This is a genomic window from Cupriavidus basilensis OR16 (assembly GCF_000243095.1).
In the GTDB taxonomy this organism is placed as follows: domain Bacteria; phylum Pseudomonadota; class Gammaproteobacteria; order Burkholderiales; family Burkholderiaceae; genus Cupriavidus; species Cupriavidus basilensis_D.
On sequence record NZ_AHJE01000013.1, the window covers coordinates 22,697 to 46,923 of the forward strand.

Consider the following 24,227-nt stretch of genomic DNA (forward strand, 5'->3'; position numbering starts at 1 on the left):
TCACCTCCGTTGAAAATCGGGCGACACCAGCAGCAAGGCCAGTGCGGTCTGTGCGCTCTCGGCACGCGCGATGGCGGCGGCGGTCGGTGCCGACAGCGTGCCCGCGAGCAGCTTGGGACCGAGCTCGCGCGCGTCGATCCGGTCGCCGACGCGCGCCGCCAGCCGCTGCGCCAGCTCGACCCGGCGCACCAGTGCGTCGGGCGCGGCCCAGCTTGCGGCAATGTCGTCATAGCCCGCTGGCGAGCCCGGCCGCCAGACCGGCTGGCCGAGCTGGGTCAGCACGGGCGCGAAGTGCTGCGCACCCGCCTCGTGCAAACCCAGTCCGCGCAAGGCGGAGAGCGTCCACTCCCAAGGCGTCTTGAATTTCGCCGGCGCGCCGGCCCACGCCTCGGGCGACTGCACCAGCGCGCGATACATCTCCGGCAGCGCGCCACCACCGCGCAGGTACGCCTCGGACAAGCGCGCCACCAGCGCGGGCGGTGGCGTGTCGGCAACGAAGTGGCGCGCCAGCTTGGTGGCCAGGTGATTGGCCGTGGCCTCGCTTTGCGCGAGGTCATGCAGCACGGCCAGCGCCTGCGCCTCGCCCTGCTGCGGGTAGCTGCGGCCCAGGATGGTGCGGGTGCCGGGCTCGTGCACGCGCGTGCGGAACTGGAAGCGCCCGGGCTCGCCGTCTTCGCGCGCGCCGAGGCCGCCTATGCTCCAGCCGGTCAGTGCACGCGCAAACTCGGTCACGTCGGCCTGCTGGTAGCCGCTGCGCACGCCGAGCGTATGCAGCTCCATGATTTCGCGCGCCAGGTTCTCGTTCAATCCGAGCTGGCGCTCGGGCGCGCGTTGCGCGGCCACCCGCGCGGCCATGCTGTCGGGACCGATCGAGCGGACCTGGTCCAGGAAAACCTGCATGGCGGGATGGCGCTCCACCGCGACCAGCATGTCCTCGAAGCGCCCGAGCACATGCGGGCGGATCGCCTCGGCCTCGAACGCGCCAGCCAGCGCGGCTACGGCCGGCTTCTCCACCGAGACCGCGAAGTGGTTGGACCAGAAATGCACCAGCCGCTCGACGAACGGCGCCTGCGTCACCAGGGCACTGGTCACGCGCGCGTCGACGGCGTCGCGATAGGCCTCGCGCGTCTCGCGCTGCAACTGCTGGCGCGCCGCGGTCTTGGCGTCGGCCTGCGCCTGGCGCACCTCGCGCTGCTGCGCGCCGAACGCGCCGGCCAGCGCGGGGGTGCCCGGCTGCGCGCTCCAGGCCGCGGGCCTGGCCTCGTAGCGCTCGAACTGGCCCAGCAGCCAGCCGCGCGGATCGGCCGGCGGCGGCTCGTCCGGGCGCGCGCCCAGCCCGAACCGGTTGACCGCGACAGCCGCGGCCGTCATGGCGGTGTTTGTCATGTGTTGCTCCCCTGGGACGTGCTTGCTACCTTGGTCCTGGCCGCAATCGCTGTCGTCGTCGTTATCGTTATCGTTCGCCGCATCATGGCGCCGCCTTCGCGGGCCGGGCCGGGCCGGTGCGCAGCGGGCCGCGCTGGACCATGCATCGGCCAGCTTCTCCCGGTCCGCGGGCGACAGCGTGGCGGCAAAATCCACCACGCTGCCTTCGAGCTGGCTGCGCACCGCGGCATCGGCCTCGCGCGTGCGGGCTAAAGCCGCCGCCAGCGCGTCGCGCTCGAACTGCGGCTGCCGCAGCAGTTGCTCCACCTGGCGGCGTCCATCGCGCGCGGCGTCCACCTCGGCGGCCGCGCCGCGGCGTGCCGCGCGCAAGCCTTGCAGGAACTGCCTGCGCTGCTCAGCCTCCAGCCCGTCGGCGGCAAAGCGCAGGCCGCGCGGCTGCGCGGCTGCGTTGCGCTCCGCGGCGTACCAGCGATAGCCGCCGCCGCCAATCGCGCCCAGCAGGAACACGTTGACCAGCACGGAGACCGCCAGCGCCATCCTGAGCCGCTTCGGCGTACGCTCGTTCATTCTTCGCTCCCGCTGTGCGCCATGCCACCGAAGCCGGTCGAGGCATAGGGCAGATCGATGGCGGCCGGCACCGGCACCGTTGCCAGCACGGCCGAGACCAGCAACGCGCCCGCCAAGCTACCGGCCAGGCCGACGCCAGCCAGGCCCAGCCCGGACCACCACCACGGCGAGCGTGGCGTTGGCGCGCTCGCGGCGATGCGGCGCTGCAACGCCGCTTCCGGGGCCGCCACCTGATGCGCGGCCAGCAAGCGGTCGAGCGCGGCGGCGTTGGCCAGCGCAGCAAGATGCCCGGGATCGGCGGCCATGGCCTGGCCCTCGGCCCGCTCCCCTTCGGGCCAGCGTGCCGGGTCGGCACCGTAGCTCTCGGTCAGTGCGCGAAATCTCTCGGGTGTCATCGCAAGTCCTCGTGATGGCCGTCCTGCATGAGCAAGTCGCGCAGGTTGCGCCGTGCGCGCGCGAGCAAGCTTTCCAGCGCCTCGATGCTGATGCCCATCAGCGCGGCGGCCTCGCCGTTGGGCAACTCCTGGTAGTACTGCAGCACCAGCGCCTCGCGCTGGCGCGCGGGCAGCTTCGCCAGTGCCGCGCCCACGCGCGCGCCCTGCGCGGCCACATCCAGCGCTTCCTCCGGTCCCGCCCCGGGCGCCGCCTGCTCGGGCATAGCCTCGATCGCCTGCTCTTGCGTACCGCGCAAGCGGTCGTAGCAGAGATTCAGCGCCACGCGATGCAGCCAGGTGTCAAAGCGCGCCCGGCCGGGTTGCCAGCGCGCGGCCTCTCTCCACAGCCGCATGAACACTTCCTGCGCCACGTCCTCCGCTTCACCGCGGTCTCCCAGCATGCGCGTGGCCAGCGCGAGCACGCGCGGCAGCTTGCGCGAGACCATCTCGCGCACCGCGGCTGCATCATGCCTGCCGACCCGCGCCAGCAACACATCGTCCGGATCTTTGTCGCTCAATGGGTGTGGTTCCGCGTTGCCGCTTCATCCTTCTCGTAATCCACGCCCGCCCCCGGGGCGGGCGCGCATTGCCTCGTCAGTAGACAAAAACCGGCGCGCGATAGTGATAGTAGGCGGGCCGGGCCGGCACGATCACGCAGCCTGACAACGTAACGGCGACAAGCGCCGCGATCAAAAGGCTTTTCATCGATTTCCCCTTGCTATGGTTTGCTGCCAACGCGCGTCACCAAGGCCATGCCGATCACGCCGCCCAATGCCCTTCGACCCAGCGCCATTGCGGGCCGCGCGCCACCCAGTGCCCCGGCACCCAGCGGTAGCCCGCCCTGGCGGGACGCCAATGGCCACCCAGCCAGACGTAGGCGCCATTGCGCCATTGCCAGTGGCCCGGATCCCAGACGTAGCCGCCACGCGCGGGCGGCAGGACCTCCTGGCGCATCGGCGGGGGCGCCGAGGGCGCGATCACGATGGTTTGAGCGATTGCCGGCGCCAGCGCGAACGCCGCCGTCGCGGCGACGCCCAGGCGGGCAAGGCTAGATGAAAGGGGCGATGACCTGCGCATGAGAACCTCCAGTCCACAATCGACGGCCTGGCGCAGCTTGCGCGCAGGCTTGTCATGTCTGTCATGTCTCTTAAACGCAGGCGGGCGGAGAAAACCGTCGCGGGAAAACGTAAGTTTTGATTACAGCAGGCGCGCGCGGCTCACACCACCACGTCCACGCCTTCCATCACCCACTGGCGGAAGGTCTGCAGCGCAGGCAGGTGCTGTTTCTGTTCGGGATAGCAAAGGTAATAGCCCTTCTTGCTAAGCACCCGGGCGGGATGCGCCACCACCAGCACGCCGGTGGCAAGCTCCTCCTCGATCAGGCAGCGCGGGATCAGCGCGATGCCGAGCCCCGACATCGCCGCCTGCGTGAGCAGCGAGAACTGGTCGAAGCGCGCGCCGCTCCACGCCTTGCGGGTCGCGACGCCAAGCTCGGCGAACCAGTCGGGCCAGGCTTCAGGCACGGTGGTGTGATGCAGCAGGGGAAAACGCAGCAGCGCCGAGGGCACGCGCGCCATGCCTTCCGGCTCGCCGGCCAGCAAGGCCGGGCGGCACACGGGCAGCACCTCGCGGCCGGTCATGTAGTCGGCCAGGCTGCCAGGCCACATGCCGTCGCCGAAGCGGATGGCCGCATCGAGGTCGGGCTGGGAGAAGTCATAGCCCTGCGCATGCGGCACGAATTCAAGGCTGACGTCGGGATGCTTCTCGAAGAACTGCGGCAAGCGCGGGATCAACCACTTGGCGCCCAGCGTGGGCATGCTGGCGATATGCAGGGTGCCGCCGCGGCCCTGCTTGGCGATCAGCTCCACCGTGGCGGCCTCGATCTCGGTCAGGCTGGGGCGGATGCGGTCCAGGTAGCGCTGGCCGGCATCGGTCAGCATCAGGCGCTGGCGCACACGCTCGAACAGCTCCACGCCCAGGAAGGCCTCCAGGCTGCGCACCTGCTTGCTCACGGCACCCTGGGTGACGTGGAGCTCCCGTGCCGCGGCGGTGAAACTGTTGTAGCGCGCGGCAGCCTCAAAGGCCTGCAATTCAGTCAGCGACGGACACAAGCGTCGCATAGATAACCCCCAACTTCACTACCAAACGGAATGATCGCACGATTTTATTTCGTTTGCGGCCTGCCTGCACGAACAAGCAGAATCGGGGAAGCCTCTCTTCTCCTCATTTCCCACCATTCAGGAACCGAACCATGCAACGCCGTAACATGCTCCGCCTCCTTGCCGCCGCCACGGGTGCCGCCGCCGCCGGCCTGTCGCTGTCGGCCGCTGCCCAGGGCACCTACCCGACCAAGCCGATCTCGCTGGTCGTGCCGTTCCCGGCAGGTGGCACCACCGACATCGTGGCGCGCATCGTGGCCGACAAGCTCGGCCAGCAACTGGGCCAGACCGTGGTGGTGGACAACCGCGGCGGCGCCGGCGGCAGCATCGGTACCGGTTACCTGGCCAAGGCCGCGCCGGACGGCTACACCCTGGGCATCGCCACCGCGTCCACCCACGGCATCAACCCCGCCGTGTACCCGCGCCTGTCGTATGACGCTACCAAGGACTTCACCACCATCACCAACCTGGCTTCAGTGCCCAACGTGATGAGCATCAACCCGGCCGTGAAGGCCAACGACATGAAGGCCTTCATCGCGCTGGCCAAGGCCCAGCCGAACAAGATGGCCTACGGCTCGGCCGGCAATGGCAGCGTCTCGCACATGATGGGCGAGCTGTTCAAGCTGAGCAGCAAGACCGAGCTCCTGCACGTGCCGTACAAGGGCGTGGGCCCCGCGCTGAACGACGCGCTGGCCAACCAGGTGCAGGTGCTGTTCGATAACTTGCCCTCCTCGCTGCCGTTCATCGAAGGCGGCAAGCTGCGCGCCCTGGCCGTGGCTTCGCCCAAGCGCGTGCCGGCCCTGCCCAACGTGCCCACCTTCGCCGAACTCGGCCTGCCCGAAGTCAACGACGCCGCCTGGTTCGGCCTGATCGCGCCGGCCAACCTGCCTGCCGACGTGCAAGCCAAGCTGCACGACGCCGCCGTCAAGGTGCTGGCGCTGCCCGAAGTAAAGGCTAAGCTGGAGAAGCTGGGCGCGGTGCCGGTTGGCAACACGCCGGCGCAATTCGCCGCGCAGATCAAGTCCGAAGTGGCGAAGAACAAGCGCATCGCCGCCGCAGCCAAGATCACCCTGGATTAAACGACGCACATCATGACGGAAGCAGACCGAAAGACCGGGCCCAGCCCTTACCTCCTGCAACTGCCGCAAGGCGAGAGCAGCCCGCTCTTTCTCGATTCGCCGCATAGCGCCACCAGCTACCCGGCCGATTTCCGGCCGGCGGCCGGCTTGCCCCTGGCGCTGCTGCGCCAGGCCGAAGACACCTTCGTCGACGAGCTGTACGCCGACGCTCCCGCACGGGGCATTGCGCTGCTGTGCGCGGGTTTCCCGCGCAGCTACCTGGATGCCAACCGCGGCATCGAGGAAATCGACGAAGCCGTGCTCGACGCGCCCTCCGGCCCGCGCCAGGAAACCTCCAAGACCCGTCTTGGCAAGGGCCTGGTGTGGCGCGTGCTGGATTCGTGGTGGGCGATCGCGACGGCACCACCTGCGACACGCGCTTCACGGACCGCGTGGAAGGCGTGCTCAAGGACATGGGCTACGACGTCTGGCGCAACCACCCTTACAAGGGCGTGGAGATCGTGCGCGTGGTCGGCCAGCCGGCGCACAAGCGCCACAGCCTGCAGCTTGAGATCAACCGCAAGCTGTACATGGATGAAGTCGGCCTGGTGCACAACGCGGGCTTCGGCAAGCTCAAGGCCGACCTCAACGCGCTGCTCGACGACCTCAAGGTCTTCATCAAGACCGTCTGAGCGTTGAACTGAGCGTCGAAAGCCATTCAGCGATTCAGCGTCCAGGCGCTGAAGGCCAGGCGGGCCGCCATGCAATGCATGGTGGCCCGCACTGGCACCTCCCCCCTCGCGCCGCCATCCCCGGGCGGCCAGTGCAGCCGGGCAGAACGCTGCACATCCAGCACGCTTTCACTTCGGGTAGAACCCTTAGGCCGGGAGATTTCGGAACTTTGCAGCATGGGTTTCCTCTATCATGGCAGACCTTTGCCAACCCCTTACGCTCCAAAGCAAGACGATCCCGTGATCCGACGAATCTCTGACCTCCTCAGCAGCCGGCTGTGTGCGCTCGCTGCTGCAGTGGCAGGTGCGATCGCCCTGGTGGGCTGCGCCGATACCCAGCTCAATGATCGCGACGCCGTGGTGACCCCCGGCATCGCCACCCCGGCCGCCCAGGCAGCCGCTGCCAACGCCGCATCCGCCACCGCCCGCGCCGCCGCGCCGCCCGCCACCGCCTCACCGCCCACCACGACCGTGACCCTGCCCGCGCAAGGCCGCGTGAGCCTGGCCGAGTACCGTGCGCAGATGCGCCAGCAACTGATGCAGACGGAGAACGCCAGCGCGGACGTGGCCGATTGCGCCGCGCACGCCAGCTGGGTGGTGCCACGCTCGGCCACCTACGACGCATTGAAGATTCCCACCGGCGCGCTCGGCGCCGGCCAGGCTACCGTGGAGCCCTGGGACGGCCGCTTCTCGCAGGGCAAGCAAGCGGTGCCGGTCAGCTCCGTGGTGACGTTTTCCGCGACTGCCCACAAGCGCCGCGCCGAGGCCCAGTGGGAAGCGGTCAAGGTACGCTGTGGCTATGCCGACGGCATGATGCTGGCCTACGAATTGCTCGATGGCAGCGGCACCGTCATCAGCGAGCCGGCAGCCGCGCCCGCTGTACGCAGCAGCACGCGCCAGGCCTCCAGCAGCAAGGGCCACAAGGGCGGCAAGGGCAGCAAGGCAAGCAAGTCCAGCTCGGGCAAGTCCGCCAAGGCAAGCGCGTCCTCTTCCAAGTCGAGCAGCAGCAAATCGAGCGCGAAGAGCAGCAGCGCCAAGACCACCGGCAAGTCGACCACCAAGAAGACGCACTGAGCGCCGCCGGCCCTGCATGGGGCCGCCCGGCACCTGGCCACCTGAGCGGCGGCCAGGTGCCGATCACGGCCTCAGCCTAGTTGCGCCAGCACCGCCTGCAACATCGCGGCGCCCAGCAAGGCGCTGCGCGCGCCGTTCCAGCCCACCGCCGGATCGGGCTGGTCGGCGTTGTCCTTGAACGGCATCTCCAGCGTCAGCGACAGACAGCCAAAGGTATGGCCGATGTACTTCGAGGCCAGCTTGAGCGCATCCTGGTTGTACTTGCTGGCAGCGTAGCCATGCACATCCTGGAAGTCCGGCGTCGCGCGCTTGAACGCGTCGATGAAACGCAGTTGCTCGGCTTTCTGCGCCTCGGTGAAGCCCGGCAGCATCTCGCTGCCCGCGACGAAGTTGTACGGCAGGCCCTCGTCGCCATGGATGTCGAAGAACATGTCGCAGCCGGTGGCCTCGATGGCGCGGCGCACGTGGTAGACCTCGGGGCTGTTCTGCTCGCTCGGCGCCATCCATTCGCGGTTGAGATTGGCGCCGGCCGCGTTGGTGCGCAGGTTGCCGCGCGCCGAGCCGTCGGGGTTCATGTTCGGCACGACATGGAACACGGCGCGCTCCAGCAGGCGGCGCGCCACCGGGTCGCCGGCCCACATGCCGGTACCCGTCAGGCGTTGCAGCACGCCCTCGCAAAACCACTCGGCCATGGTTTCGCCGGGATGCTGGCGCGCGATCATCCAGATGGTCTTCTTGCCGTCGCCGGGCGTGCCGACCGTGACCGCGGTCATGTCGCGGCCTTCCACCGTGCTGCCCAGATGCGAAAGCCGCGCCAGCGGCGAGCGCTGGCAAGTGGCCAGCAGGGACAGGTGGCGGTCCTCGGCATAGGGCTCGAAGTAGGCCAGCCACACGCTGTCGTGCTCGGGCGTGAAGGCCACCGTCATGGTGCTGCCATCGAAGCTGGTCGGCACGCGGAACCAGTGCGCGCGGTCATAGGCGGCCACGGCCTGGTAGCCGCGCCAGCCATCGGGGTAGGTACAGTCGCCGGCGTTGAGGAACTGCAGGCGGCAAGCCTGGCCACCCGCGCCCTGCAGGCGGAAATGAAACCACTGACGGAACTCGGCGTGCGAATCGGCGCGGATGCGCAGGCGGATGTCGCTGGCTTGCGCGAGCGATTCGACTTCGATGGCACCCGCGTCGAAGCTGGCGGAAATATGCAGGGCTGTGGTCATGGCTTGGAATCTCGGAGGGTTCGCGCCAGGATGCCGCGAGGCATGCCCTGGCGCCGGGTTCTGTACGGGGCGGCGGGCCGCAGCCACGCCACGCTTCAGTCGTCCAGGCGGCGCCGGAACACCCAGCGGGCGTCGTCGGAAGCGGCCGCGTCGAAGGCGTAGCCATGCTCGGCGAAACGCTTGAGCTTGGCCGGCTCCGTGATGCGATGCATCACCGCGTGGCGAGCCATGAAGCCGCGCGCGCGCTTGGCGTGGAAAGAAATGATCTTGTAGCGGCCGCCCTTCCAGTCCTCGAACACCGGCGTGACGATCCTGGCACCGAGCACCTTGGGACGCACCACCTTGAAGTATTCCTCGGAGGCCAGGTTGACCAGGGTCGGGCTGCCTTGCGCCTTCTGCGCCTTGAAGTCATCGTTCAGCAACTGCGTGACGTCATCGCCCCAGAATGTGTAGAGATCCTTGCCGGCCACGTTGTCGAGGCGCGTGCCCATCTCCAGCCGGTAGGGCTGCATCCAGTCGAGCGGGCGCAGCACGCCGTACAGGCCGGACAGGATGCGCACATGCTTCTGCGCGAAGCCGAGGTCGTCGGCCGACAGGCTGGACGCGTTGAACCCTTCGTAGACATCGCCGTTGAAGGCCAGCACGGCCTGCTTGCTGTTGGCCGCGGTGAACGCCGGCGACCAGTCGCCATAGCGGGTGGCATTGAGCACTGCGAGCTTGTCGGAGATGTCCATCAGCGCCCCGATATCCTGCGGCGCAAGCTTGCGCAGACGCTCGATCAACACCGCCGAACGGTCGATAAAACGTGGCAGCGTATGGGTCTTCAGACGCGCAGGCGTCTCGTAGTCGAGCGACTTGGCAGGGGACAGGACGATGAGCATGGCAAAATCGCGGCAAACACAAAGGCCAGATTGTAACGAATGCACCCCGACTCCACCGCAGTACCCGTCAATTCCCCGCCGCCCCCCCAGGCCATTCCCGGTCCACTGGCGCCGCGGGTTGTGCTCGACTCCAATATCTGGGTCGACCTGCTGGTCTTTGCGGATCCCCACGTCGAGCCGATCCGGGTCGCGCTGGACAGCGGCACCATTGCCGCAGTGATCCGTGCCGATTGCCGCGAAGAGCTGCGCCGAGTGCTGGCTTATCCGCAATTCGCCCATTTTGGTGTGGATATCCCCGCCGCCATGGCCACGGTCGACCGGCTGACCACCGCCTTCGCCATCCCGGACGGGGCCGACACCCTCGCCGCCCGCCTGCCGCGCTGCCGCGACACCGATGACCAGAAATTCATCGAACTGGCGCACTTCGCCCAGGCAGCATGCCTGGTCTCCAAGGACAAGGCCGTGCTCAAGCTCAAGGGCCGCCTGCGCCGCCAGAGCGGCGTGGATATCATGCTGCCCCAGGCCTTCGCCGCGTGGCTGGCCGCGCGCCTCGAGGCGGCTGCGCAGGCACATGCCGATCCCCGCTAGAATGCCAGCATCGTTTTGCCGCCCTTCCCGACCGCCTAGCCTGACGCCGCTTCCCATGCCCACCAATCTCTCCGCCCAGCCGGGCGCTCTCGCCCCGCTCACGCCGCCGGTTTCGCGCCTGCCCAAAGTCGGCACGACCATCTTTACCGTGATGTCGGCGCTGGCCGCCGAGCGCAATGCCGTCAACCTCGGCCAGGGCTTCCCGGATTTCGACTGCGATCCGAAGATTGTCGACGCCGTCACCCACGCCATGCGCTCAGGCTTGAACCAGTACCCGCCGATGGCGGGCGTGCCCAAGCTGCGCCAGGCCATTGCCGACAAGATCGGCAAGCTGTACGGCCATGCCTACGACTGGGACAGCGAGATCACGGTCACCGCGGGCGCCACCCAGGGCATCCTGACCACCATCCTGTGCGCCGTGCATCCGGGCGATGAAGTGATCGTGCTGGAACCCTGCTACGACAGCTACATCCCCGCGATCGAATTGGCCGGCGGCAAGGTCGTGTCGGTGGCGCTTGAGGCGCCGCACTTCCACATCCCCTTCGACCGTCTCGCCGCCGCCATCACGCCACGCACGCGGATGCTGCTGATCAACACGCCGCACAACCCCACCGGCACCATCTGGCGCGCCGGCGACATGGACCGCCTGTCAGGGCTGCTGGCGGGCACCGACATCCTGCTACTGTCCGACGAGGTGTACGAGCACATGGTGTTCGACGGCCAGCCGCACCAGTCGGTGTCGCGCCACCCCGAGCTGGCACGGCGCAGCTTCGTGGTGTCGAGCTTCGGCAAGACCTACCACGTGACTGGCTGGAAAGTGGGCTATGTGGCCGCGCCGGCCGCGCTCTCGGCCGAGTTCCGCAAGGTGCACCAGTTCAACGTGTTCACGGTAAACACCCCGGTTCAGCACGGCCTGGCCGACTACATGGCGGACCCGGCGCCCTACCTGGACCTGGCGGCCTTCTACCAGGCCAAGCGCGACCTTTTCCGCGCCGGGCTGGCCACCACGCGCTTCAAGCTGCTGCCCTCGGATGGCACGTACTTCCAGTGCGTGGACTACTCCGCCATCTCGGACATGAGCGAGGCGGATTTCTCGATGTGGCTCACGCGCGAGATCGGGGTGGCGGTGATTCCAGTCTCGGCGTTTTACTCGCAGCCGCGGGAGTCTGGGATTGTGCGGTTCTGTTTTGCCAAGAAGGAGGAGACGCTGGCGCTGGCCCTGGAAAGGTTGAAGGCGTTGTAAGCACGACCATTCGCAGAACAGACAGCCAAACAAGCGCCCAAAAACAACGCCCGCGGATTGAACAGCACCCCAAAAGTTGGATACCAACTTTTGGGGTGTTTTCATGCCGCGGGAGTTTGCCTTGCTACTGAACCGTTTTCGCTTTACTTCCGGCCGCCCAGCATCAGCTCGGTATTCGCCTTGCGATCCTCATTCACCTTCTGCACCGTCGGCCGCTCCGACATGCGCTTGAGGTACTCCTTGACCGGCAGGTCGGCCAGCATGTCCGTACCGTAGATGATCTTGGTACAAGACGAGATCAGCGGAAAGTGCACCACCGCGGCGCAGTCCGCCAGCGTAAAGGTGTCGCCCGCCAGGTAGGGCGAGAACTTCGCCAGCTTGGCGAAGGCGGGGATATAGCGCTCGAGCAGCTTTTTCTGGCGCTCCTTGACGCCATCGCTGACCTTGCCGCCGAAGAACGCTTCGGGGTAAAGCTCGCGCGCGGTCAGCTCCAGGTACAACTCCAGGAAGGTCACCAGCTCACGCACCTTGGCCGCCTCGTAGGGGCTGGCGGGCAGCAGCGGCGACTGCGGGTAGGTCGACTCGATGTAGGCGTCCAGTACTTCGGACTCGCATAGCGGGCCGTGATCGGTGATCATGTAGGGCACCTTGCCCAGGGGCGAGGCTTCGAGATCGGTCTTGCCGATCCAGGCCAGTTCTTCCTCGAACGGCAGGTTCTTCTCCAGCAAGGCCAGCTTGACCTTGTTGTAGTAGTTGCTGGCGGCAAAACCACAGAGTTTCAGCATGTCGTCTCTCTCCTCGTTATTGCGTGATTGGCGACCCACCGGGTGGATCGCGATGAAATCGGGGGCGAAGGTACCCTGCCCGCACACGGGCAAGCAGGCATTGTGTGCCATGACAGACTCTGGCGGTCCGCGTTGGCCGATCAGCGCACGCCACCTGCATTGCCCCACTGTCGCGGATGATGCAAAAAACGTACGATCGTGCTAATTTAACCACACTTTTCTGGACGCACTATGAGCACTTTCACCATTGACTCGCTGGGCATCGTCGGCACCGGTGCCATGGGCCGGGGCATTGCGCAGATCGCCGCGCAGGCCGGGCTGACCGTCAGCCTGTACGACACCAACCCGCAGGCCGTGGCCGCCGCCCGGCAATACCTGCAGGATACCTTCGCCAAGCTGGCCGAAAAAGGCAAGATGAGCGCCGAGGATGGTGCCGCCGCGCTGGCCCGCGTGCTGCCCTGCAATGCGCTGGAAGACCTGGCCGGCTGCGACATGGTGCTCGAGGCCATCGTCGAGCGGCTGGAAGTCAAGCGCGACCTGGTGGCAAAGCTCGAAGCCATCCTGCGTCCGGATGCGGTCATCGCCTCCAATACGTCGTCGCTGTCGATCACCGCGATCGCGGTCGGCGCGAAGCAGCCCGGGCGCAGTCGCCGGCTATCAACTTTTCAACCCGGTGCCGCTGATGAAGGTGGTCGAGGTGATCGACGGCCTGTCTGGCGACCCCGCCGTGGGTGATGCGCTGATGGCGCTGTCGCGCCGCCTGGGGCACACCCCGGTGCGCTGCAAGGACATGCCCGGCTTCATCGTCAACCATCGGGCGCGGCATGAACATCGAAGGCCTGAAGGTCGCGCAGGAAGGCGTGGCCGAGTTTGCCGACATCGACGCCATCATGCGCGAGCAGGCGGGCTTCCGCATGGGCCCCTTCGAGCTGATGGACCTGACGGGTCTTGACGTGTCCCACCCGGTGATGGAATCGATCTACAACCAGTTCTACCAGGAACCGCGCTACCGCCCGTCGCCGATCACGGCAATCCGCTCGGTGGGCGGCCTGATCGGCCGCAAGGCCGGTGCCGGCTTCTACCGCTACGTCGACGGCCAGAAGCAACTGCCCGCCACCGCCGCCGTGCCCACCGCGCGCCCGGCCAGCGTCTGGGTCAGCCACGCCGACGAGCGCGGCCACGCCATGGCCGTCAAGCTGATCGGCGCCCTGGGCATGACCACCGAAGCCGGCAACCACCCCTCCGCCGAGGCCCTGATCGTGGTCACGCCGCTGGGCCTGGATGCCACCACCTGCGCGCTGCAGGAAGGCCTGGACCCGACCCGCGTGGTGGCCATCGACACGCTGCTGCCCCTCGAAGCCACCAAGCGCCGCACCCTGATGACCACGCCGGCCACCTCCGCTGCCATGCGCGAGGCCGCGCACGGCCTGTTCGGCAGCGACGGCGTGCCCGTGACCGTGATCCGCGACTCGGCCGGCTTCGTGGCCCAGCGCATCATCAGCTGCATCGTCAATATCGCCAGCGACATCGCGCAGCAGCGCATTGCCACGCCGGTGGACATCGACCTCGCCGTCAACCTCGGCCTGGGCTACCCCAAGGGCCCGCTGGCGCTCGGCGACGTGATCGGGCCGCACCTGGTGCTGACCGTGCTGCGCAACCTGGAGCGCCTGACCGGCGACATGCGCTACCGCCCCAGCCCGTGGCTGTGGCGCCGCGCCGGCCTCAAGCTGTCGCTGCTGGCCGAAGAGCAGTAAGAAGCGCGACCGCAGGCTTGTTCTTGGCCTGCGGTCGTTTCGTATCCGACACCGCATTTGCATCGTTGCATCGTTGCATTCGCTCATCCGTACAGGCCGCCATGACCGCACAGCTGCTATCCGAACGCGTCGACACCACCCTGGTGCTGACCATCTCGAACCCCGAGGCACGCAACGCGCTGCATCCGGACATCTACGCGGCCTCGCAGGAAGCGCTTGAGCTGGCCTCGCGCGACGACGAGATCCGCGCGGTAGTGATCACCGGCGCCGACGGCGTGTTCTGCGCCGGCGGCAACCTCAACCGCCTGCTTGGCAACCGCGCCAAGCCACGCGAGGTGCAAGCCGAGAGCATCGAAGTCCTGAACCACTGGATCGAAACGCTGCACGCCTTCCCCAAGCCGATCATCGCGGCCGTGGAAGGCCCCGCCGCGGGCGCCGGCTTCTCGCTGGTGCTCGCCTGCGATTTCGTGGTAGCGGCCAGCGACGCCAAGTTCGTGATGGCCTACGTCAATGTTGGCCTGACGCCCGACGGCGGTGGCTCGTACGAGCTGGCGCGCAACCTGCCCCGCCAGCTCGCCTCCGAACTGATCATGGAAGGCAAGCCCGTGGATGCCGCGCGCCTGGCCCATTTCGGCCTGGTCAACCGCGTGGTGCCGCCCGGCCAGGCGCTGACCGAAGCGCTGCGCCTGGGCGAATCGCTGGCCACGCGCTCGCCGCATGCCATGGGCCGCATCAAGGCGCTGATCAACCACGCCGCCACCGCCAGCCTGACCGAGCACCTGGCAGAGGAGCGCGACAACTTCGTGGCCGCGCTGCATCACAAGGATGGCGGCGAAGGCATCGGTGCCTTCCTGGAAAAGCGCAAACCGAACTACCGCTGAGCCGCCCTGCCGCCCTGCCGCCGGGTCCGCCAATACGCACCCGGCCCGCAATGCCACGCCAACAATGCCCGCGCAGACGGGCACGAAAGCACAAGCACCGGAGACTTGCATGGAATTGCCGCCCTCGCCCCGCCGCCGCGTCTACCTGATGCGCCATGGCGCCGTGACTTACTTCGACGAGACTGGCCGCCCGGCGCTGCCCGAGCTGGTGCCGCTCAACGAGACCGGGTGCGCCCAGGCCAGCGCGGCCGGCCGCGCCTTCGCCGCCGAGAATATTGGCTTTGACCGCATCATCGTCAGCGGCCTGCCGCGCACGGTGGAAACCGCAGAGCGCGTGCTGGCGGAACTGCCCGGCATGGCCGACGCCGCGCTGGAAACCTGGCCCGAGCTGCAGGAGATCCGTGGCGGCAAGCTGCACGGCATCAGCGACGACAAGCTGCGCGACGCCTTTATCGGCGCCTTTGAAGGCGAAGTGCCAGAAGACAAGCGCTTCCTCGACGGCGAGAGCGTGGGCGAATTCCTCGACCGCGTGCTGCCCGCGCTGCGCCGCCTGCGCGACGACCCGAACTGGGACACCGCATTGCTGGTCCTGCATGGTGGCACCAACCGCGCCATCCTCTCCCACGCCATCACCTGCGGGCGCCGCGTGTTCTACGGCAGCCTGATGCAAACCGCCGGCTGCATCAATGTGCTGGACGTGGGCGACGATCCGCAGGACTGGGTGGTCCGCATGATGAATTACTCGCCGCCCACGCCCGTGCACAGCGGTACGCGCCACACCACCATGGAAGTGCTGCTGCACCAGTACCTGCGCTTTCGCGACTTGCGCGGGCCGGCCAGCTAGCCACGCCGCAAGCAGATAAAACAAAAAACAGACAGATTCGAATCTCGGAATACCCGGAACATACCGAAAACACGGAGACAGCATGAGCACCAACGTTTCGAATTTCGAAGGCACCCGCGAGGTAGCCGAGCAGCAACGCTTCGACATGGCCGCGCTGGAAGCCTGGATGCGCGAGCATGTAGCCGGCTTTACCGGCCCGCTCTCCATCGAGCAGTTCAAGGGCGGCCAGTCCAACCCCACCTTCAAGCTGATCACGCCGGGCCAGACCTACGTCATGCGCGCCAAGCCTGGCCCCAAGTCCAAGCTGCTGCCCTCGGCCCACGCCATCGAACGCGAATACCGCGTGATGGCCGCGCTGGCCGGCACCGACGTGCCGGTCGCCAGGATGTACGCCCTGTGCGAGGACGAGACCGTGATCGGCCGCGCCTTCTACATCATGGAATTCGTCGCCGGCCGCGTGCTGTGGGACCAATCCCTGCCCGGTATGACGCCAGCCGAGCGCGGCGCCATCTACGACGAGATGAACCGCGTCATCTCCGCGTTGCACACCGTCGACTACCAGGCCATCGGCCTGGGCGACTACGGCAAGCCGGGCAACTACTTCTCGCGCCAGATCGAGCGCTGGACCAAGCAGTACAAGCTGTCCGAGACCGAGAGCATTCCCGCCATGGACTCGCTGATGGCCTGGCTGCCCGGGCATATCCCGCAGGAAGACGCCGATCTCACGTCCATCGTGCATGGCGACTACCGGCTGGATAACCTCATGTTCCATCCCACCGAGCCGCGCGTGCTGGCCGTGCTCGACTGGGAACTGTCCACGCTGGGGCACCCGATGGCCGACTTCGGCTACCACTGCATGAGCTGGCATATCGCGCCCGGGCAGTTCCGCGGCATCGCCGGGCTGGACCATGCCGGGCTTGGCATCCCTGACGAGGCAACCTACCGGCGCACCTACGAGCAACGTACCGGAAGGCCGATCACGGGCGACTGGAATTTCTACCTGGCTTTCAGCATGTTCAGGATCGCCGGCATCCTGCAGGGGATCATGAAGCGCGTGGTGGACGGGACAGCGTCATCCGCGCATCCGGCGCTGCGCCGGGATCACCAGGAAACCTCTTCCCCCAGCCGCGGGGAAGAGGTTTTTTTACGGGACAGGTTATCGTATCAGATGATGTGTAGCCCTGCTTTCGGCGACGATCTCACGATGACCCGCACCAGGTTCGCTACTCGCCACGCCAAAATCCTGCCGGGAAAATGCCCTGGACCCAATCTTGACTTCCAGTTATTATCCAACACATACGACAACATACAACAAAACCAATACCGGAGACAAAGCCAATGCCAACCAGCCGCCGTACTTTCCTGACCCAGCTCTCAACCCTGGGCGCCACCGCCACCCTGGGCAGCCTCGGCGCAGCCGGCACCCTGCTTTCGTCCCCGGCCAAGGCAACCACCGGCTGGCCCACCCGCCCGATCCGGCTGGTCGTCCCTTACCCCGCCGGCGGCTCCTCCGACATCATCGCCCGCCTGATCAGCCGCCAGCTCGGTGAAGCGCTTGGCCAACCCATCGTGGTCGACAACCGGCCGGGCGCCAACGGCAATATCGGCGCCGCCATGGTCGCGCAGGCCGGCACCGACAATCACACGCTGCTGCTGTGCGATATCGGCGCGCTTGCCATCAGCCCGTCCGTCTACACCAAGCTCACTTTTGATCCGGGCAAGGACCTGAAGGGCGTTTCCATGCTGGCGTATTCGCCGCATTTGCTGGTGGTCCATCCTTCGGTGCAGGTCAGCAACCTCAAGGAACTGGTGGACCTGTCCAAGCGCACCCAGCTCAATTTCGCCGTGACCGCCATCGGCAGCGCGCCGCACCTGGCCGGCGTGGCGGTGGCGCAGGCTACCGGCGCCAAGTGGCAGTACGTGCCTTACAAGGGCGGCGCACAAGCGGTGGCCGATACCGTGGGCGGCACGGCCCAGGTGCTGATGAACGGCATGCTGGCAACGCTGCCCCAGGTCCAGGCGGGCAAGCTGAAGGTGATTGCCGTTTCCAAGAAGACGCGCATGCCGCTGGTCGGGCAAGTCCCGACCATTGCCGAGCAAGGCGTGCCGGGTTTTGAATCCGGCACCTGGCAGGGCGTGATGGCGCCGGCCGGCATGCCCGACGCGCTGGTGGCACGCATCAGCAGCGAGCTGATCCGCATCATCCGCTTGCCGGACGTGCGCGCGCAACTGGCCGGCCAGGGCGCGGAAGTGGTGACCATGACGCCACCGGAGACCAACAAGTTCTTCAGCGCCGAAACAGGCCGACATCCGGCTCGACTGATCCGCGCGCCGGGTCTTGGCAAGTTCTTGCATTTATTTGATCGCGCTTAACCCCTTGCGCCAGGCTGCCTCGTTTCACTGACAGCGCCCTGCCGCCGGCATCGCCGGCGCGGCCTTTCAGGAGAAAAGAACATGCTCAAGCGCTTGGGAGCCCTAGCCATTGCCTTCGCGGTGGCCGCATGCGGTGGTCATTCCACCACCGCCCCGACTCCGCCGGATTCGCCCGCACGGGCCGACAACGCGGCACCGGCCACGCAGCCGCCCCCGGTTGCCCCAGCCGCTCCCGCGCAATCCGCGCCGGCCAAAGACCCGCGACGCCGCGTTTGCCGCCAGGGAGGCGGCGGCCGGTGCCGCCGCCAATGCTGTAGCCGATAAGCGCGCGCCAGTCATGCGCACCCTGCCCGCGGCGCCGATGACCCTGATGGCGCGGCCCATGCCCTACCCGCAGCCGCAGCCCGGGCCAGACCGTGAGCGCTATGGCGCCATTGACGAGAACGGCGTGCAGCAGGTGGCGCAAGCGCCCGTCTCCACCTTCAGCATCGACGTCGACACCGGCAGCTACAGCAATGTGCGCCGCCTGCTCAACGCGGGCCGCCTGCCACCGGCCGACGCGGTGCGCGTGGAGGAAATGGTCAATTACTTCCCGTACGACTACGCGCAGCCGCGCGACGGCCGCCCCTTCGCCGTGCACGCCGACGCCGCGCCCGCGCCATGGCAAGCGCGCAATGTGCTGCTGCGCATCGGCATCAAGGCGGCCGACGCGGCGCGCGACAGCCTGCCGGCTGCCAACCTGGTCTTCCTGGTCGATGTGTCGGGGTCGATGTATTCGCCCGACAAGCTACCGCTGCTGAAATCCTCGCTCAAGCTGCTCACCAACGCCCTGCGCGCGCAGGACCGCATCACGCTGGTGACCTACGCCAGCGGCACGCGCGTGGTGCTGGCGCCGACCTCGGGCAGCGACAAGGCCGCCATTTCGTCGGCCATCGACTCGCTGGTGGCAGCCGGCTCGACCGCCGGCGCGAGCGGCATCGCACTGGCCTACCAGGCCGCGCAGCAGAGCTTTATCGCGGGCGGCATCAATCGCGTGTTGCTGGCCACCGATGGCGATTTCAACGTGGGCATCACGGACTTCCGCCAGCTCAAGGCCCTGGTCGCGGAGAAGCGCAAGTCCGGCGTTTCCCTGTCCACGCTGGGCTTTGGCACGGGCAACTACAACGACCAGTTGATGGAGCAGCTGGCCGACGCGGGCGACGGTGCCTACTCGTATATCGACAACCTGATGGAAGGCCAGAAGGTGCTGGTGGAAGAATTCAGCTCCACGCTGGCCACGGTGGCGCGCGACGTCAAGATCCAGGTCGAGTTCAACCCCGCCACGGTCAAGGAATACCGCCTGATCGGCTATGAAAACCGCGCGCTCAAGCGCGAGGATTTCAACAACGACCAGGTCGATGCCGGCGATATCGGCGCCGGCCACACGGTGACGGCGCTGTATGAGCTGACACTGGCGGGCCAGCCCGGCCTGATCGACCCGCTGCGCTACCAGCCGCCCAGCCCCGCCGCCCAGCCGGGCAAGAGCAGCGCGGGTGAACTGGCCCACATCAAGCTGCGCTACAAGCTGCCGCAGGCGCAAGCCAGCGAGTTGATCGACCTGCCGGTGCGGGACAGCGCGGTGCGGCCGCTAGCGCAGGCCGACGACGCCTTGCGCTTCGCCGCGGCGGTCGCCGGCTTCGGCCAGGTAGCCCCGGGAGCCGCCCACGCTGAGGCCGCCCGCCCCGCGATCCACCGGCTTGTCCGCGCGCGAGCGCCCGGCGCTGACAACCCCGCACAGCAGTGCGCGGGGCTGTCATATACTGCCGCGCATGCATGCCTCCCCGCCTGGCGCCCCGCCCCCCCAATCCTCTGCCGGACTGTCCGCGTTGCCGGATACCGACCTGATGCTGCTGGTCGCCAACGGCCTGATCGAGCAGCCGGTGGCCGAGCTGTTCCGCCGCCACAACGCAGCGCTGTACAACTACGTGGCCTGGCTATGCCAGGGCAACACCGGCGAGGCCGAGGATGTGGCCCAGAAGACCTGGGTCAAGCTGATGACGCGCTGCGCGGACTACCAGCCCAGCGCGGCCCTGCGCACCTTCCTGTTCCAGATCGCGCGCAACACCTGGCTGGACCAGTTGCGCGGCGCCTATGAGCGCCAGCGCGACACGCTCGACGAAGCGCACCTCGCCCTGCCGGCGGATGACCTCAGCCCCGAGGCCGAGGCGCAGCTGCGCCAGAACCTGCAGGGCGTGCGGCAAGCGCTGCTGGCGCTGCCGGCGCCCCAGCGCGAGGTGATCGTGCTGCGTTTCTTCAGCGAGATGAGCGTGGAGGACATCGCCCTCACGCTGGGCGAGAAGTTCGAAACCATCAAGAGCCGGCTGCGCTACGCCTTTGCGCGGCTGCGCGAGAGCCTGGCGGCCACCGCCACCGCGTCGCAGGAGCGGCTGCCATGAGCGCGGACGAACGCTTCATCGCCGGCGAGGACCGGCTCGCGGCACTGCTGCGCGAGTTGCCGGCCTTTGTGCCGCCCGCCTCGCTGGAGGCCTCGGTAATGGCCGCGGCGCGGGCCGAGCAGGCTGCGCGGAATGCACCCGCGCCGCTGCCGCCGGCGTCGCTGCCGGCCAAGGTCCGGGCCTATGCGGAGCAAGCCGAAGCCCCCACCGGTGACGACGACATGGCGTTCACGCCGCCGGCCGGCCTGCAGGCATCGGTCATGGCGGAAGCTGCGCGGATGCAGGCGGCGCAGGCCACGCGCCGCGACGCTGTGCTGGCGGAAGTCCGGCGCGGCGACGCGCCGCGGAGCGTGCTGGGCGCCCCGGTCGGCGAGGCTGCGCAGGCATGGCTGCGTGAACAGGCAAAGCCCGCCGCGCAGCCTGCCGCAGGCGAGCAGGCCCCTACCCGCCCTGCCCGGCGCTGGTGGCCCGCGCTGGGCGTGCTCGCTGCCACCCTCGGCGTGGGTGTCTTGTCGTTGCAGATCGTCATGCGCCAGCTTGACCTGCGCGACGGCGAAATCACGTTGCCGGCCAAGGCCCCTGTGCCCGTGACGGGCAAGGCGGAACAGCGGGCGGAAGCCGCCAGGCCTGCCGCCCGGGCGGCAGCGCAGCCAACGGCTACGGCTGCGGCACCAGCACCGCAAGGCGAACCTGCCGCACAACCGCCAGCGCCGCGCGCGGATGCGCCGGTGCCGCCGCCAACTGCGCAACCGGCCAGCCCGCCAACCACGGCCAACGCACAAACCCATCGCGCGCCGCCCGCCGAGGCACAGGCCAAGTCCGCGCAGCGCGAGCCCGACGCGATCGCGGAACAGCGCGCGCCGGCGCCCAAGGAAAGCGCGCCAGGCGCGACAGCCTCGCTTTCTGCCGGGGCGCCGCCCGCCGCAGTGCCCGCGCCTGCGATGCGCGCGCCGGCACCGATGGCCCCATGGCTTCCATCGCGCCGCCGGCCCCGATCACCCCGATCGCCCCGATCGGGCCCATCGCGCCACCGGCGCCGTCGCCCACCATCGAGCCACCCCGGTTCGCGCTGCACGCCAGCCCGTCGATGCAGGCCGATGCCGCACGCGCTCCCGCGCCCGCAGCACGCGTGCAACGGCCGGGGACAATGACAATGAGCCTGCGGGAAGAGCCTCAGCTGGCCGTGGAGCGCCTGCTGTCCGCCCCGTCGGGGGCAGAGCCCGCCGCCGGGGCGCAGCTCGCGCTGCGCCTCACGGCGGCGTCGCCGGCAAGTCCCGAGGTCAGGGGATGGGCCGAGCGCCTGTGGCAGGCGGTGCCGGCGCAATACCGGCCGCCGCTGCCGTATGCGGTACAGGCCGACAGCACGTTGCCGCCAGCCACCGTGCGCATCGAGCGCCAGGCCGACAGCGCGCCTTGAGAGCTGAGAGGTGGGGCAAACCGACGCGTTCAGTCCTGCGCCAACTCGCCCGCGCCGCCGCCGAGCGCGCTGATCACTGCCAGCAACTGCTCGCGCAGCCAGCGATTGGCGCCATCGTTCTCGCCGCCGGCGTGCCAGTAAAGGTGCAACTCCAGCGTAGGCACCTTGAAGGGCAGTGAGAGCAGGCGGTTGGCATAGGGCTCGTTGGCGATGCGCGCGTAGCGCAGCGGCAGCGTGGCCAGCAAGTCGGTGCAGCTCACCACCCGGCAGGCCGCGGCGTAATGCTGGCAGCGCAACCGCACCCGGCGCGTCAGGCCCATGCGGTGCAGCGCCTGGTCTTCCAGTGAAGCCCCGCGCCGGCGCGAAGACACATGCACATGCTCGGCAGAGCAATTCCGACTCCATCTCCCGCCTGTCAAAGCGGATCGCGGCGATTTCCACCTGCGGCGCCACCGCGGTCACCCGCGCCATCAGCGGCGGCAGCAAGGTGGACTCCAGCGCATCGCGCATGCCGATGGTGAACCGGCGCACCGTGGCCGCCGGATCGAAATGCGGCGTGTCCTGCAAGGTGCGGGCAAAGGACTGCAGGGCCGTGCGGACCTCGGCGGCCAGCGAGCGCGCTAGCGGCGTGGGCGCCATGCCCTGACCGCGCCGCTCGAACAAGGGGTCGTCAAACAAGGTGCGCATGCGCCCCAGCGCATGGCTGACCGCAGGCTGAGTCAGGTTAAGCTGGCGGGCGGCGGCCGTGATGCTGCCTTCGCTATAGATAGCGTCGAACACCACGAAGAGATTGAGGTCGATGCGGGATAGCTGCATGAAAGGCATTCTGGCATGGAATGCACAGTATTGATACTGGCTAATCCAGAAAATTCATTTTTCTAATTACCTGGATTGCGGTACAGTCCTCTCCAGTCGGCGCAAACCGCGTCTGCCGGTGCCGGGAACGGCCCGCCGCAACCTGCGGCGGCCCAACCGATGCCGGCCTCATTCAGAGGTGGAGGAGACAACATGCAATTCGAGTACACCCCCAAGGTCAAGGAAATGCAGGCTCGCCTGCTGGCCTTCTTCGACAAGCACATCTATCCGAACGAGAAGCGCTTCCACGCGGAAATCCAGGCCAACCGCCAGGCCGGCAACGCCTGGATCCCGACCAAGGTGATCGAGGAACTCAAGCCGCTGGCGCGCGAAGCCGGCCTGTGGAACCTGTTCCTGCCCCATTCCAAGCGTGCCCCGGAAGGCCTGTCCAACCTGGAATACGCACCGCTGTGCGAGATCATGGGCCGAGTGCCCTGGTCGGCCGAAGTCTTCAACTGCGCCGCGCCCGATACCGGCAACATGGAAACGCTGGAGCGCTACGCTTCGGAAGAACTCAAGGACAAGTGGCTGGAGCCGCTGCTGCGCGGCGAGATCCGCTCGGCCTTCCTGATGACCGAGCCGGCCGTGGCTTCGTCTGACGCCACCAATATCTGCTGCAGCATCCGCCGCGATGGCAATGACTACGTGATCAACGGCACCAAGTGGTGGTCGTCGGGCGCGGGCGACCCCCGCTGCCACGTGTATATCGTGATGGGCAAGACCGATCCGGAAGCGGGCCGCCATGAGCAGCAATCGATGATCGTGGTGCCGGCCGATACCCCGGGCATCACCATCAAGCGCCACCTGCCGGTATTTGGCTACGACGACGCGCCGCACGGCCACATGGAGATCGAGCTGAAGGACGTGCGCGTGCCGGCGGCCAACATCCTGCTGGGCGAAGGCCGTGGTTTCGAGATCGCCCAAGGCCGCCTCGGCCCGGGCCGTATCCACCACTGCATGCGCAGCATCGGCGTGGCCGAGCGTGCCCTGGAGCTGCTGTGCAAGCGCGCCCTGTCGCGCGTCGCATTCGGCAAGCCGGTGGCCGCCCAGGGCGTGACGCGCGAGCGCATCGCCGAAGCCCGCTGCGAAATCGAAATGGCGCGCCTGCTCACGCTCAAGGCCGCCTACATGATGGACACCGCTGGCAACAAGGTGGCCAAGGCCGAGATCGCCATGATCAAGGTCGTCGCCCCCAACATGGCGCTGAAGGTGATCGACTGGGCCATCCAGGTGCATGGCGCCGCTGGCGTGTCGGACGAATTCCCGCTGGCCAACTGGTGGGCGCACCAGCGCACCCTGCGCCTGGCCGACGGCCCGGACGAGGTGCACCGCAACGCCATCGCCAAGCTGGAGCTGGCCAAGCACATGGGCCTGAGCTCGGACGACATCAGCATGCCGGTGGCACGCGGCTTCTAAGCCGCAATTGGCCTCGCCGCCGGCCCTGCTGGCAACATGGGAAACGCGCAGCCTGTCTGCGCGTTTTTTTCTTCTGTGCTTAAATCGCGCGGTTCGCCACGTCAGTGGTTGATGTGGCGGTTCACCGTTTGC

At 67.8% G+C, this 24,227-nt stretch carries 19 protein-coding genes and 5 pseudogenes; 15 read left to right on the forward strand and 9 right to left on the reverse strand.

Going from position 1 to position 24,227, the window contains the following annotated elements:
- From OR16_RS04480 to gcvA, 5 genes are all read right to left on the reverse strand, one after another.
- A complete protein-coding gene (locus tag OR16_RS04480; RefSeq protein ID WP_006156775.1) occupies positions 1 to 1,953 on the reverse strand; it encodes a DUF1800 family protein in 1,953 nt (650 codons plus the stop codon).
- Positions 1,950 to 2,348 (reverse strand): hypothetical protein, encoded by a 399-nt coding sequence (locus OR16_RS04485; protein ID WP_006156776.1) that lies wholly within the window; start codon positions 2,346 to 2,348, stop codon positions 1,950 to 1,952. The genes OR16_RS04480 and OR16_RS04485 overlap by 4 nt, the downstream gene beginning before the upstream one ends.
- Positions 2,345 to 2,905 carry an RNA polymerase sigma factor gene (locus OR16_RS04490; RefSeq protein WP_006156777.1) on the reverse strand — a complete coding sequence of 187 codons (561 nt, stop codon included), beginning with the start codon at positions 2,903 to 2,905 and terminating at the stop codon, positions 2,345 to 2,347. Before OR16_RS04490 ends, OR16_RS04485 begins: the two co-directional genes overlap by 4 nt.
- A 241-nt stretch (positions 2,906 to 3,146) precedes the next feature.
- Positions 3,147 to 3,464, reverse strand: a complete 318-nt coding sequence (locus OR16_RS04495; RefSeq protein WP_006156778.1) for a YXWGXW repeat-containing protein — start codon at positions 3,462 to 3,464, stop codon at positions 3,147 to 3,149.
- Between the two features lie 140 nt (positions 3,465 to 3,604).
- Entirely contained in the window at positions 3,605 to 4,507 is a 903-nt protein-coding gene (gcvA, locus tag OR16_RS04500) for a transcriptional regulator GcvA (protein WP_043418474.1), read from the reverse strand.
- A gap of 131 nt (positions 4,508 to 4,638) precedes the next feature.
- On the opposite strand from gcvA, the gene OR16_RS04505 reads away from it, so the two are divergent.
- The 3 genes and pseudogenes from OR16_RS04505 to OR16_RS04515 all read left to right on the forward strand — a co-directional run bounded on the left by OR16_RS04505 (position 4,639) and on the right by OR16_RS04515 (position 7,409).
- Positions 4,639 to 5,625 (forward strand): tripartite tricarboxylate transporter substrate binding protein BugE, encoded by a 987-nt coding sequence (locus OR16_RS04505; RefSeq protein ID WP_006156780.1) that lies wholly within the window; start codon positions 4,639 to 4,641, stop codon positions 5,623 to 5,625.
- Positions 5,626 to 5,637: 12 nt separating this feature from the next.
- A pseudogene (locus OR16_RS04510) lies at positions 5,638 to 6,296 on the forward strand (N-formylglutamate amidohydrolase).
- Positions 6,297 to 6,575: 279 nt separating this feature from the next.
- Complete coding sequence (locus tag OR16_RS04515; protein ID WP_237716931.1) at positions 6,576 to 7,409, forward strand: BspC domain-containing protein; 834 nt, start codon at positions 6,576 to 6,578, stop codon at positions 7,407 to 7,409.
- A 71-nt stretch (positions 7,410 to 7,480) separates the two neighbouring features.
- On the opposite strand, the gene OR16_RS04520 is transcribed toward OR16_RS04515, so the two are convergent.
- Together OR16_RS04520 and yaaA are read right to left on the reverse strand one after the other, a co-directional pair.
- Positions 7,481 to 8,623 carry a M14 family metallopeptidase gene (locus tag OR16_RS04520; protein ID WP_006156783.1) on the reverse strand — a complete coding sequence of 381 codons (1,143 nt, stop codon included), beginning with the start codon at positions 8,621 to 8,623 and terminating at the stop codon, positions 7,481 to 7,483.
- A 95-nt stretch (positions 8,624 to 8,718) separates the two neighbouring features.
- A complete protein-coding gene (gene yaaA / locus OR16_RS04525) occupies positions 8,719 to 9,504 on the reverse strand; it encodes a peroxide stress protein YaaA (protein ID WP_006156784.1) in 786 nt (261 codons plus the stop codon).
- A gap of 120 nt (positions 9,505 to 9,624) precedes the next feature.
- Between yaaA and OR16_RS04530 the strand changes: the two genes are divergently transcribed.
- Together OR16_RS04530 and OR16_RS04535 are read left to right on the forward strand one after the other, a co-directional pair.
- The gene (locus tag OR16_RS04530) at positions 9,625 to 10,092 is read left to right on the forward strand and encodes a PIN domain-containing protein (protein WP_006156785.1); all 468 of its coding nucleotides are present in this window, start codon (positions 9,625 to 9,627) and stop codon (positions 10,090 to 10,092) included.
- A 55-nt stretch (positions 10,093 to 10,147) separates the two neighbouring features.
- On the forward strand, positions 10,148 to 11,335 hold the full coding sequence (locus tag OR16_RS04535; protein WP_006156786.1) for a pyridoxal phosphate-dependent aminotransferase: 1,188 nt from the start codon (positions 10,148 to 10,150) through the stop codon (positions 11,333 to 11,335).
- A gap of 143 nt (positions 11,336 to 11,478) precedes the next feature.
- On the opposite strand, the gene OR16_RS04540 is transcribed toward OR16_RS04535, so the two are convergent.
- On the reverse strand, positions 11,479 to 12,120 hold the full coding sequence (locus tag OR16_RS04540; RefSeq protein WP_006156787.1) for a glutathione S-transferase: 642 nt from the start codon (positions 12,118 to 12,120) through the stop codon (positions 11,479 to 11,481).
- Positions 12,121 to 12,351: 231 nt separating this feature from the next.
- Between OR16_RS04540 and OR16_RS04545 the strand changes: the two are divergent.
- The 9 genes and pseudogenes from OR16_RS04545 to OR16_RS04585 all read left to right on the forward strand — a co-directional run bounded on the left by OR16_RS04545 (position 12,352) and on the right by OR16_RS04585 (position 21,824).
- Positions 12,352 to 13,874 (forward strand): annotated as a pseudogene (locus tag OR16_RS04545) (3-hydroxyacyl-CoA dehydrogenase).
- Positions 13,875 to 13,975: 101 nt separating this feature from the next.
- Entirely contained in the window at positions 13,976 to 14,755 is a 780-nt protein-coding gene (locus OR16_RS04550) for an oxepin-CoA hydrolase, alternative type (protein ID WP_006156788.1), read from the forward strand.
- Between the two features lie 109 nt (positions 14,756 to 14,864).
- Positions 14,865 to 15,599, forward strand: a complete 735-nt coding sequence (locus tag OR16_RS04555) for a histidine phosphatase family protein (protein WP_006156789.1) — start codon at positions 14,865 to 14,867, stop codon at positions 15,597 to 15,599.
- 82 nt (positions 15,600 to 15,681) lie between these two features.
- Positions 15,682 to 16,680: pseudogene (locus tag OR16_RS04560) on the forward strand (phosphotransferase); the annotation flags it as partial.
- A 257-nt stretch (positions 16,681 to 16,937) separates the two neighbouring features.
- On the forward strand, positions 16,938 to 17,972 hold the full coding sequence (locus tag OR16_RS04565) for a Bug family tripartite tricarboxylate transporter substrate binding protein (RefSeq protein ID WP_006156791.1): 1,035 nt from the start codon (positions 16,938 to 16,940) through the stop codon (positions 17,970 to 17,972).
- A gap of 382 nt (positions 17,973 to 18,354) precedes the next feature.
- Positions 18,355 to 19,635, forward strand: a pseudogene (locus OR16_RS04570) (vWA domain-containing protein); the annotation flags it as partial.
- A gap of 220 nt (positions 19,636 to 19,855) precedes the next feature.
- Positions 19,856 to 20,407, forward strand: coding sequence for an RNA polymerase sigma factor (locus OR16_RS42800; RefSeq protein WP_237716932.1), 552 nt, complete (start codon positions 19,856 to 19,858; stop codon positions 20,405 to 20,407).
- The gene (locus OR16_RS04580) at positions 20,404 to 21,558 is read left to right on the forward strand and encodes a hypothetical protein (protein ID WP_006156794.1); all 1,155 of its coding nucleotides are present in this window, start codon (positions 20,404 to 20,406) and stop codon (positions 21,556 to 21,558) included. The genes OR16_RS42800 and OR16_RS04580 overlap by 4 nt, the downstream gene beginning before the upstream one ends.
- Positions 21,559 to 21,560: 2 nt before the next feature.
- On the forward strand, positions 21,561 to 21,824 hold the full coding sequence (locus OR16_RS04585) for a hypothetical protein (protein ID WP_006156795.1): 264 nt from the start codon (positions 21,561 to 21,563) through the stop codon (positions 21,822 to 21,824).
- 29 nt (positions 21,825 to 21,853) lie between these two features.
- Here the strand turns inward: OR16_RS04585 and OR16_RS04590 are convergent.
- Positions 21,854 to 22,640 (reverse strand): annotated as a pseudogene (locus OR16_RS04590) (LysR family transcriptional regulator).
- Positions 22,641 to 22,832: 192 nt separating this feature from the next.
- Between OR16_RS04590 and OR16_RS04595 the strand changes: the two are divergent.
- A complete protein-coding gene (locus OR16_RS04595) occupies positions 22,833 to 24,095 on the forward strand; it encodes an acyl-CoA dehydrogenase family protein (protein ID WP_006156798.1) in 1,263 nt (420 codons plus the stop codon).
- The last annotated feature ends 132 nt before the right edge of the window (positions 24,096 to 24,227 follow it).

Coding starts and splice junctions, on each gene's coding strand:
- OR16_RS04480 (WP_006156775.1), bottom strand. CDS start 1,953: ATGAACGAGCGTACGCCGAAGCGGCTCAGGATGGCGCTGGCGGTCTCC.
- OR16_RS04485 (WP_006156776.1), bottom strand. CDS start 2,348: ATGACACCCGAGAGATTTCGCGCACTGACCGAGAGCTACGGTGCCGAC.
- OR16_RS04495 (WP_006156778.1), bottom strand. CDS start 3,464: ATGCGCAGGTCATCGCCCCTTTCATCTAGCCTTGCCCGCCTGGGCGTC.
- gcvA (WP_043418474.1), bottom strand. CDS start 4,507: ATGCGACGCTTGTGTCCGTCGCTGACTGAATTGCAGGCCTTTGAGGCT.
- OR16_RS04505 (WP_006156780.1), top strand. CDS start 4,639: ATGCAACGCCGTAACATGCTCCGCCTCCTTGCCGCCGCCACGGGTGCC.
- OR16_RS04520 (WP_006156783.1), bottom strand. CDS start 8,623: ATGACCACAGCCCTGCATATTTCCGCCAGCTTCGACGCGGGTGCCATC.
- yaaA (WP_006156784.1), bottom strand. CDS start 9,504: ATGCTCATCGTCCTGTCCCCTGCCAAGTCGCTCGACTACGAGACGCCT.
- OR16_RS04535 (WP_006156786.1), top strand. CDS start 10,148: ATGCCCACCAATCTCTCCGCCCAGCCGGGCGCTCTCGCCCCGCTCACG.
- OR16_RS04540 (WP_006156787.1), bottom strand. CDS start 12,120: ATGCTGAAACTCTGTGGTTTTGCCGCCAGCAACTACTACAACAAGGTC.
- OR16_RS04550 (WP_006156788.1), top strand. CDS start 13,976: ATGACCGCACAGCTGCTATCCGAACGCGTCGACACCACCCTGGTGCTG.
- OR16_RS04555 (WP_006156789.1), top strand. CDS start 14,865: ATGGAATTGCCGCCCTCGCCCCGCCGCCGCGTCTACCTGATGCGCCAT.
- OR16_RS04565 (WP_006156791.1), top strand. CDS start 16,938: ATGCCAACCAGCCGCCGTACTTTCCTGACCCAGCTCTCAACCCTGGGC.
- OR16_RS42800 (WP_237716932.1), top strand. CDS start 19,856: ATGCTGCTGGTCGCCAACGGCCTGATCGAGCAGCCGGTGGCCGAGCTG.
- OR16_RS04580 (WP_006156794.1), top strand. CDS start 20,404: ATGAGCGCGGACGAACGCTTCATCGCCGGCGAGGACCGGCTCGCGGCA.
- OR16_RS04585 (WP_006156795.1), top strand. CDS start 21,561: ATGAGCCTGCGGGAAGAGCCTCAGCTGGCCGTGGAGCGCCTGCTGTCC.
- OR16_RS04595 (WP_006156798.1), top strand. CDS start 22,833: ATGCAATTCGAGTACACCCCCAAGGTCAAGGAAATGCAGGCTCGCCTG.